The sequence below is a fragment of the Methylophaga sp. UBA5088 genome (assembly GCF_002414625.1).
Taxonomy (GTDB): Bacteria; Pseudomonadota; Gammaproteobacteria; order Nitrosococcales; family Methylophagaceae; genus Methylophaga; species Methylophaga marina.
In genome coordinates this window covers 34,779-43,600 of record NZ_DIAC01000051.1, presented here as the reverse complement: position 1 = coordinate 43,600, position 8,822 = coordinate 34,779, and the positions used below count along the sequence as shown (strand labels likewise).

Sequence of the window (8,822 nt, the reverse complement as noted above, 5' to 3'; positions counted from 1 at the left end):
GCCATATTGGGTTTTACACAATTACTCAGAACTGACCCAAAATCGCCCCCACATTCGCAACAGGCCGAGAGCCTTGACCACATCATGAAAGCAAGTAAGCACCTACTAACATTAGTTAATCAGGTGCTTGATCTGGCAAAAGTGGAAAGTGGTCATCTGGATTTAAAATTAAAGCCCACCCATATGGGCAACACCGTCACAGATTGTCTGTCGCTGGTAGATAGCTTAGCCAGTCAGAAACAAATCAAACTCTTTATCGCCGACGATCCCAAGGTTTATGTCAATGCTGATCCTATGCGCTTAAAACAAATCCTGATTAATTTGTTGAGTAATGCCATCAAATATAACCGACCGGAAGGCAGTTTAATGCTGGAGTATAAAAAGCAGACAGATTCACTTCGTGTGCTGGTGATCGATACCGGGTCAGGTATTTCTCATGAAAATCAGCAATTATTGTTTTCTAGTTTTTCTCGATTAGGGCAAGAAAATTCGACAACAGAAGGCAGTGGTGTAGGCCTGGTTATCACCAAAAAACTCATTGAAGCAATGGGTGGACGAATTGGTTATCAAAGTAAAGAACAGCTTGGTTCAACCTTTTGGTTTGAACTGCCATTGGCTGCTCAGCCTGTATCCTGATCACTGCTTTAAGGCCAGCACTAATAGTTTCAGCTCTTCACTGATAGTCGTTAAGCCTCTTCCAGACTGACCAATACCCACAATATGTTGATTCACATCAATTGAACTTGATTTAATCTGCTCTGCCGCACGGGCAATGTCATCAACGGTCGCCGTTTGCTGTTGGGTGGCCGTAGCAATCGATGAATTCATTTGCGTAATATTATCCATTGCCGAAACAACGGGTGCCATGGCGAGATTCGCGTCATCGGTCTGCGCTGAGCAACGTTTTGCGGCAGCACTTTGGCGACCAACAATACTGGTCGCCTCCGCGCCGGAAGTAGCGAGTTGCTCAATAATCGCTTTAATTTCTTCCGTTGATTCAGTGGTTCTCGATGCCAGCAATCGAACTTCGTCTGCCACAACGGCGAAACCTCTGCCATGTTCACCAGCTCTGGCGGCCTCAATAGCCGCATTTAATGCTAATAAATTGGTTTGTTCTGCCACCCCCTGAATGACTTCCAGTACAGACTGAATATTTTGACTGTTTTGCTCAAGGCGATGAATAACCGTTTCTGCATCAAGTAAATCCATAGCAAGTTGTTGTGTCGCCGTTGATGCCAGGCTGAGCTTATGCCGAGCTGAATATGTGGCTTCGTTTGCTTGCCCAGCAAACTCTGATGCATCTATCGCGTTATTGGCGACCTCCTTAAATGAATATGACAACTGCATAACAGCAGTAGCCACCTGATCAGTCGTATGTTGTTGCTGTTGTGTCAGTGTCGAAGTAGCTTCGGACTCCTCTTGCAAGGTTCGACTGGCGTTAATCAACGTTTGCGCCTGATGGTCTAATTTATCAATCAAGTCGCCGAGATACTGCTGCAAGTGAAGTGCTGCCTCGACAACGGAGTTGGTCTCACTAAAAGCCAGTTCAGAAGTCAAGCTCTGCTGATAATAACCAGCAAGCATGGCTTTAAAAAAGCCATCAAGTTTGAGCAAAAAACGCATCAAACGATTTTGCATCACAAACTGTAGACAAAGCGCGGGGATAATAAAGACAAGAGCCAGCAATACTAGCCACTGCAAGCGTTGCGTAATATCCGCCTTTATCTGGCTAATTTTGCTCTCATAGTCAGCCAGCATCGCTTGAAAAGCCAGCATTTCTTGATTCAAGTCTTCTCTGCTTGCCGTGACTTGTTGCTGCATGGCCTGGGTATTGCGGAGTTCTTTTTCGTAACGCTGAGTCAGGCTATGTAAAGAAGCAATACTGAGCTCGCCGATCTCATCGGGCTCTTGTGGAATTAATGCCTCTTCATCTACCTCTGTGTAGATACCAAATCGCGGCATGGCTTCCAGTTGCTTAACCAACTCTGCGAAATGCTGATTTTCGTCCAATAAGGTTTTCTCAATCGCTTTATCCTGGGTCTCAAGATATCGCTGTCGATATAAAGAGATTTGATTCAGGCTATGCTCAAGCTCCACCAGCTTCTGCAGAAAATCCGCAATCTGCCATGCTGGGGTAGATTGTGCTTTTTCTGCGTAACGATTCAAGCTCAGTAAGTCACCGTTACGTTCCCGCTCGTTATTCATTAACAAGGTTTGAGGATTAGCTGAAAGTTTGCCTGCAGAGCGCACTTGTTGAACTTCTGACTGCAATGCATCGATACCACTCTGTATGGCTGTATTATCCGACTCACTCAGCCAGTCAAACGTTTTTGTTTTCATTGCATCGAGCTGATTTTCTGCATCCTGAAGTAAATTGGCCTGGCCCGAGGCTAAATAACGTTCCAGCAAAATACGTGTATCAATATCAAACACATTTCGATATTGCTTAAATTCCTGAGTGATTTGATAAGGCTTATCGAGTTGATACCAACCCCAGACAGCAACAACAGCCGATAATATGAGTGCAAAAACAATAACAAAACTAATCAGGCGGGATACAAACGATAACTTCACTTAACTTCTCAGCAGTCAAAAACACGCTGAGTGTAAAGTGTATCAATGACAGCTTTATGACATTTTATGCTGCTGTAATGCCCAATCAATATGCTCTTGGACCATATCTGACACCTGATTTGAACGAGTCATTAATGCCTCAATGACTGACGGACTGGTTTGGGCATTACCCAGAGCAACAGCAATATTCCGTAACCAGCAGTCATAGCCAATTCGCCGGATAGGACTTCCTTCCAGGCGTGACAAAAAGGTTTGTTCTGACCACATAAATAAATCAACAAGCTGCGGCGCATCTAAACCCTCACGGGGTGAATAGTCTGACTCTGTGGTCGCCTGAGCATACTTATTCCATGGACAGACCAACTGGCAATCATCACAGCCATAAATCCGGTTCCCCATTAAGGGTCTGAACTCTTCCGGAATCGAATCGCGCAATTCAATGGTTAAGTAAGAAATACATCGACGTGCATCGACTTCATAGGGTGCTACAATGGCTTTTGTTGGGCAAATATCGATACAGGCGGTACAGCTACCGCAGTGAGCGGCTACTGACTGTGTTGGTGGCAATGGTAAGTCCGTATAAATTTCACCCAGGAAAAAGTATGAGCCATGATCACGATTTAGCACATTGCTGTGTTTGCCTATCCACCCCAGCCCCGCTTTTTCCGCGATTGCTTTTTCCATCACCGGTGCACTATCTGTAAAAACACGATAACCAAACTCGCCGACTTCTTTTTGAATGTGCTGGGCAAGTTTGGCCAGGCGTTTTCGCATCAATTTATGATAATCACGACCCAAAGCATAACGGGAAATAAAGGCTTTCTCATCATCATCAAGCACGGACCAGGGCTCGGCTGCTTCCCCAGGCCAATAATCCATTCTGACACTGATAATACTGACTGTGCCTTCAACTAATTGGGTTGGGTGAGTCCGTTTACTACCATGCTTTTCCATAAAGCCCATGTCGCCATGAAAGCCTTTTTCCAGCCAGTTTTGTAATCGCTGATCTGCCTCTGACAAATCAAGATCACTGACACCCAGCGCCTGAAATCCCAGCGAACGCGCCCAACGTTGCATACGTAAGATAAAATCCTGCCATTCGATGTCAGTGTTTTGTTTGTCCATAAACCTATTATAAGCTGTCGGGATTGAATTAGAGGGGATCGACTTATGCACATCTTGCCGGATCGTTTATATACTGCCGCGCAAACACGTGAAATTGATCGCACCATCATTGAAGACCATCACATTAGCGGTAGCGAACTCATGTCTCGTGCAGCAAAAGCCGCACTGGATATTTTGATGAGGTCTTGGCCGCAAGCCAAACATATCACCGTATTTTGCGGAGCAGGGAATAACGGTGGGGATGGGTATGACCTTGCTCATCAGGCGATTAATAAAGGTTTCCTTGTCGACCTTATCGAGCTGGGTCAGCCTGATAAAATGAGTGATGAAGCCGCCCATGCGAGACAAGGCTTTTTAAGTACAGGTCATAAGCCTCAAGCTTTTAGTGGTCAAGTTGCGGAGACCGATGTCATTGTTGACGCGCTGTTCGGTACAGGCTTGGATCGCCCTGTAACAGGTCATTATGCAGAAGCTATCGCCGCCATCAATAATACGGTTCAGGCTCGCATTTTATCGATCGATATCGCCTCAGGCCTCAATGCGGATACCGGAAAAGTCATGGGCATCGCTGTGAAAGCGGATATCACCGTGAGCTTTCTGGGATTGAACCAAGGCTTGTTCACGGGAGACGGTCCACACTATAGCGGACGCATTTATTTTGATGATTTAGAAACACCAGAGAGCCTATATAAAACATTACCTACATCAAGCCAACTCGCCCGCTTCGAGCACTATAAACAACAATTAAAACCAAGAGCGCGTTCAGCCCATAAAGGGGACTTTGGTCATTTACTGGTCGTGGGTGGCAATCGTGGCATGTCAGGTGCTGCGAGAATTTGTGCTGAAGCAGGAGCCCGCACTGGAGCAGGACTTATCAGTGTTGCCACACATCCTGAGCATGCTCACTGGCTGAATATAGACCGTCCTGAGTTAATGGTGAGCGCAATAGATTCAGCGACTGATTTAGCAAAGTTATTAGAGAAAGCCTCAGTAATAAGTTTTGGCCCGGGCTTAGGTCAAGATGCCTGGTCTAACCCTATGTTTAATGCGCTTCTTGAAATAGAAAAACCGATGGTCATGGATGCAGATGCCCTGAACTTACTCAGTCAGCGTCCTGCTTACAAATCAAACTGGATTCTGACGCCTCATCCTGGTGAAGCAGGCAGATTGTTGGGTATGAGCAGCAGTGAAATAGAAGCAGACCGCTTTCATGCTGTGAAACTTATTCAGCAGAAATACGGAGGCGTTGTTGTGCTTAAAGGATCAGGGTCATTGATTTGTGATGGCAGCACCACACTAGTATCAACGGTAGGCAATCCTGGTATGGCAAGTGGGGGAATGGGTGATGCATTGACCGGTATTATCGGTGGCTTACTTGCACAAAAAATATCACTCTTTGATGCTGCCAGCCTTGGTGTCATACTTCATGGTATGGCCGCTGACAGAGCAGCCAAAGAACATGGAGAACGGGGATTACTGGCATTAGACTTATTACCTCATCTTCGTCATCTGTTGAATTTAAAATAAGAAAAGAACGTGCATAGATATCTTGATAACGAAAAAGCGACCATCAGCCTAGGTAGAGACCTTGCCATGCTGATGCCTGACAAGCTCTTCACCATTCATCTTGAAGGTGAACTGGGTGCAGGAAAAACGACCTTCACCAGAGGCTTTGTGCAAGCGCTTGGGCATCAGGGTAATGTCAAAAGTCCCACCTATACTCTTGTTGAACACTACCAGCTTGATCACAGGGATATTTACCACTTTGATTTATATCGTCTCAGCGATCCCGGTGAGCTTGAATTTATGGGTATCGATGATTACTTTCATAACAATGCCATATCATTGATTGAATGGGCGCAACGCGGTCAGGATTTTTTACCAGCGCCAGATCTGATGATTCACTTATCGTACCAATCAACCGGAAGACAGGTAGATATTCAAGCAATGACAGCTTTGGGTGAAGAAGTCTGTGGAAAACTTCACAAATAGTTCAACTTTCCCTTGTATCTCATTTATTTAGAAAGAAAACTTGATTTTAATTTTAAGCAAAGAGAAAATAACGGCCAAGTGATCATAAGGGTGTTGAGATGGTCCGTCTCCTACTAAGTTTTTTTCTGCTATTTTTTACAGCGCCAACATGGGCTGATGCCATTCAAGGTCTGCGCGTGTCTTCAGATAATCAGAGTGCACGCTTAGTATTTGATCTTGATAACAAAGTCAGTTACAACGCATTTACTTTAGCCAACCCCGATCGTCTGGTCATTGACTTAAAAGGCTTTCAACAACGTGATAAGTTGACGATTCCATCGTTGATAAATACCCCAATAAAAGCTGTGCGCTATGCCGCCTATGATCAAAATACGTTACGAGTGGTATTGGATTTAGCTCATGAAGTGAAATACCAAACCCAAACGCTACCACCGCAGAAAAACTACCCTAACCGCTTAGTGGTTGATCTTCTGTACACACAGCAACAACTCAAACAATCTATTGCTGAAGTCAAAGAAGAAGCCTTGAACACGCCTTCGGAGGCTGCTCAGAATAAGGTTGAACAAGAACAAAAAGTCATCAAAACCAATAAAATTCTACCGCGCAGAGATATTGTTGTAGCCATCGATCCTGGACATGGTGGTCAGGATTCTGGCGCAGTAGGAGCTCACGGCACTAAAGAGAAAGACGTGGTGCTTGCTATCGGTAAACGACTGGCCAAACTGGTAGATCAAGAGCCAGGAATGCGTTCGTATTTAACCCGAGACAGTGATGTATTTATCAGTTTGCGACAGCGTATCCGCCGCGCTCGGGAAAACGGTGCTGACATGTTCATTTCCATCCATGCTGATGCTTTCACCAATCGCAAAGCCCGAGGATCGTCTGTCTATGTTTTATCCAGTCGTGGTGCGAGTAGTGAAGCAGCGCAGATTCTTGCAGACAGAGAAAATGCGGCTGATTTAGCCGGAGGCATCAGCCTGGAAGATAAGGATGATTTATTGGCGTCGGTCTTACTTGATCTGTCTCAAACAGCCAGCTTGGAAGGCAGTTTGGAAGTCGGTCAGACTGTCTTGTCAGGTCTTAAACGTGTCGGTCATGTTCACAAAAAACACGTCGAATCCGCTGCTTTTGTGGTGCTCAAATCACCTGATATCCCCTCTATTCTAGTCGAAACAGCCTTTATTTCTAATCCAGAAGAGGAAAGGAAACTCAAAAATGCTAGCCATCAGAATAAATTGGCTCACGCCATGATGGTCGGCATTCGTAATTATTTCCAACAAAACCCGATTCCCGGCACTAGCCTGCCACAACAACATATTGTCAGTCGCGGTGATACTCTGAGCATGATTGCTCAGCGCTATCGCGTGAAGATGGCAGATATCAAATCAGTGAATAATCTGGCCTCTTCCGAAATTCACGTTGGCGATGTCTTAAAAATCCCCTAAACCTCTTGGCGTTCATACGTTAAACTTTAACGTATGAACGCGACTAGAATTCACGCCCTACCTCTTCACCTAGCCAACCAAATTGCTGCTGGCGAAGTAGTAGAGCGCCCAGCTTCAGTACTTAAGGAGCTTGTTGAAAACAGTATTGATGCTGGTGCAACTCAAGTAGATATCGTGATCGAGGGTGCGGGCAGTCAGCTTATAAAAGTCACTGATAATGGCGCTGGCATTCATCCTGATGATTTAGCACTTGCCTTAAGCCGGCATGCCACCAGTAAATTACATAGTAGCGAACAACTCAGTGTGATTGGCAGCTTGGGGTTTCGCGGTGAAGCCTTACCCAGTATTGCCTCTGTCACACGTTTGAGTCTCACCTCAAAACAAGCAGAACAGCCATGTGCCTGGCAAGTGCGATCCGATAAGCTAGAGCCGGAACCTGCTGCTCATCCTGATGGGACAACCGTGAGCGTAGCAGAGCTCTTTTTTAATTTACCCGCGCGTCGCCGCTTTCTGCGAAGTGATAAAACAGAGCTTCATCATCTAATGACAACTTTCTATCGACTCGCTTTGAGTCGATTTGATATTGGGTTCAGTGCACGCTTTGATGAGCAAAGTTATATCAAACTACCCGCACTCAAATCAGCCGATTTATATCCTCAACGACTGGCAAAAATCTGTGGTCAGGCTTTTGTTCGTCAGGCCAACTATCTAGAACAATCCTTTGAAGATACTCATTTATCAGGCTGGGTGAGTAAAGCCTCTGCCCATCGCGCTCAAACCGATGTGCAATACTTTTTTATTAATGGTCGTGTCATCAAAGATCGGGTGATTAATCATGCAATACGCCAGGCCTATGGAGATTGGCTTCCACCCGGACGTCAGGCAGCATACGTACTGTATTTGAACATGCCTCTGGACCGAGTGGATGTCAATGTACACCCGACGAAACATGAAGTCCGTTTTAGAGATGCACGTTTGATTCACGGCCTGATAAACAAAGCCATTCAGGAGGCTATAGCAGAAACACCGGCACCAGATCAGCTCCAGACAGAGTTAAGTTTGCCAGATTCCGAACAGGTGAATGAGCAAGCATCAACTTATCAGGCAGAAAGCACATCTGTAGACAAGGCTAAAGCTGTTAAGTCATTACCTGAGACCATTAATTGGTCATCAGCCTCAATCTTACATGGCCGGTTTATGGTTCTGAATACGCCAGAGCCAGCATTGATTGATCTGCAACGAGCAGACAAAAAGATTCGCCAGCAACAACTTAAACAAGCGATTGCTCAGAATAACCTGACCTCCAGACCGATTTTAGTGCCTGTACGCTTGCCTATTTCTACTGCTCAAATCGGCCAATTCCAACGCTATAAAACAGATTTATCTGCGTTCGGTATTGAGTTTGAAACCGACAATGAGACTCTGACCATTAAACGTATCCCCTTTCTGTTATCACAAGTCGGCCTTCCAGAATTGGTTCATCGTTTAGCCACTGTACTTGAAACTCAAAACAGTGATCATGCCTCATTAATAACAGATGCATTAATGCAGTTATTACCAGATAACCCGGTTCATAGTCCTGAACAGGCGAAATCTATTATTGAATGCGTGTTAAATAATAAAATCGATAAAACAGACTGCTATCAGAAACTTGATCCCGCCTTACTGACTGGCTTATTCTCGTCT

At 45.2% G+C, this 8,822-nt stretch carries 7 protein-coding genes; 5 read left to right on the top strand and 2 right to left on the bottom strand.

The window, feature by feature from the left end:
- Positions 1–636: sensor histidine kinase (locus tag B4K20_RS07060; protein ID WP_289282389.1), on the top strand; the 636-nt coding region annotated here is incomplete at its 5' end.
- On the opposite strand, the gene B4K20_RS07055 is transcribed toward B4K20_RS07060, so the two are convergent.
- Both B4K20_RS07055 and queG read right to left on the bottom strand, forming a co-directional pair.
- Positions 637–2,574, bottom strand: coding sequence for a methyl-accepting chemotaxis protein (locus B4K20_RS07055; protein ID WP_289282388.1), 1,938 nt, complete (start codon positions 2,572–2,574; stop codon positions 637–639).
- 54 nt (positions 2,575–2,628) lie between these two features.
- Complete coding sequence (queG, locus tag B4K20_RS07050; protein ID WP_289282387.1) at positions 2,629–3,699, bottom strand: tRNA epoxyqueuosine(34) reductase QueG; 1,071 nt, start codon at positions 3,697–3,699, stop codon at positions 2,629–2,631.
- Positions 3,700–3,744: 45 nt separating this feature from the next.
- Here queG and B4K20_RS07045 point away from each other — a divergent pair, with 45 nt between their 5' ends.
- The 4 genes from B4K20_RS07045 to mutL form a co-directional block, all read left to right on the top strand.
- A complete protein-coding gene (locus tag B4K20_RS07045) occupies positions 3,745–5,226 on the top strand; it encodes an NAD(P)H-hydrate dehydratase (RefSeq protein WP_289282386.1) in 1,482 nt (493 codons plus the stop codon).
- A 9-nt stretch (positions 5,227–5,235) separates the two neighbouring features.
- Positions 5,236–5,691 (top strand): tRNA (adenosine(37)-N6)-threonylcarbamoyltransferase complex ATPase subunit type 1 TsaE, encoded by a 456-nt coding sequence (tsaE, locus tag B4K20_RS07040; protein ID WP_289282385.1) that lies wholly within the window; start codon positions 5,236–5,238, stop codon positions 5,689–5,691.
- Between the two features lie 98 nt (positions 5,692–5,789).
- Complete coding sequence (locus tag B4K20_RS07035) at positions 5,790–7,136, top strand: N-acetylmuramoyl-L-alanine amidase (RefSeq protein WP_289282384.1); 1,347 nt, start codon at positions 5,790–5,792, stop codon at positions 7,134–7,136.
- Between the two features lie 33 nt (positions 7,137–7,169).
- On the top strand, positions 7,170–8,822 hold a 1,653-nt coding region (mutL, locus tag B4K20_RS07030), incomplete at its 3' end, for a DNA mismatch repair endonuclease MutL (RefSeq protein ID WP_289282383.1).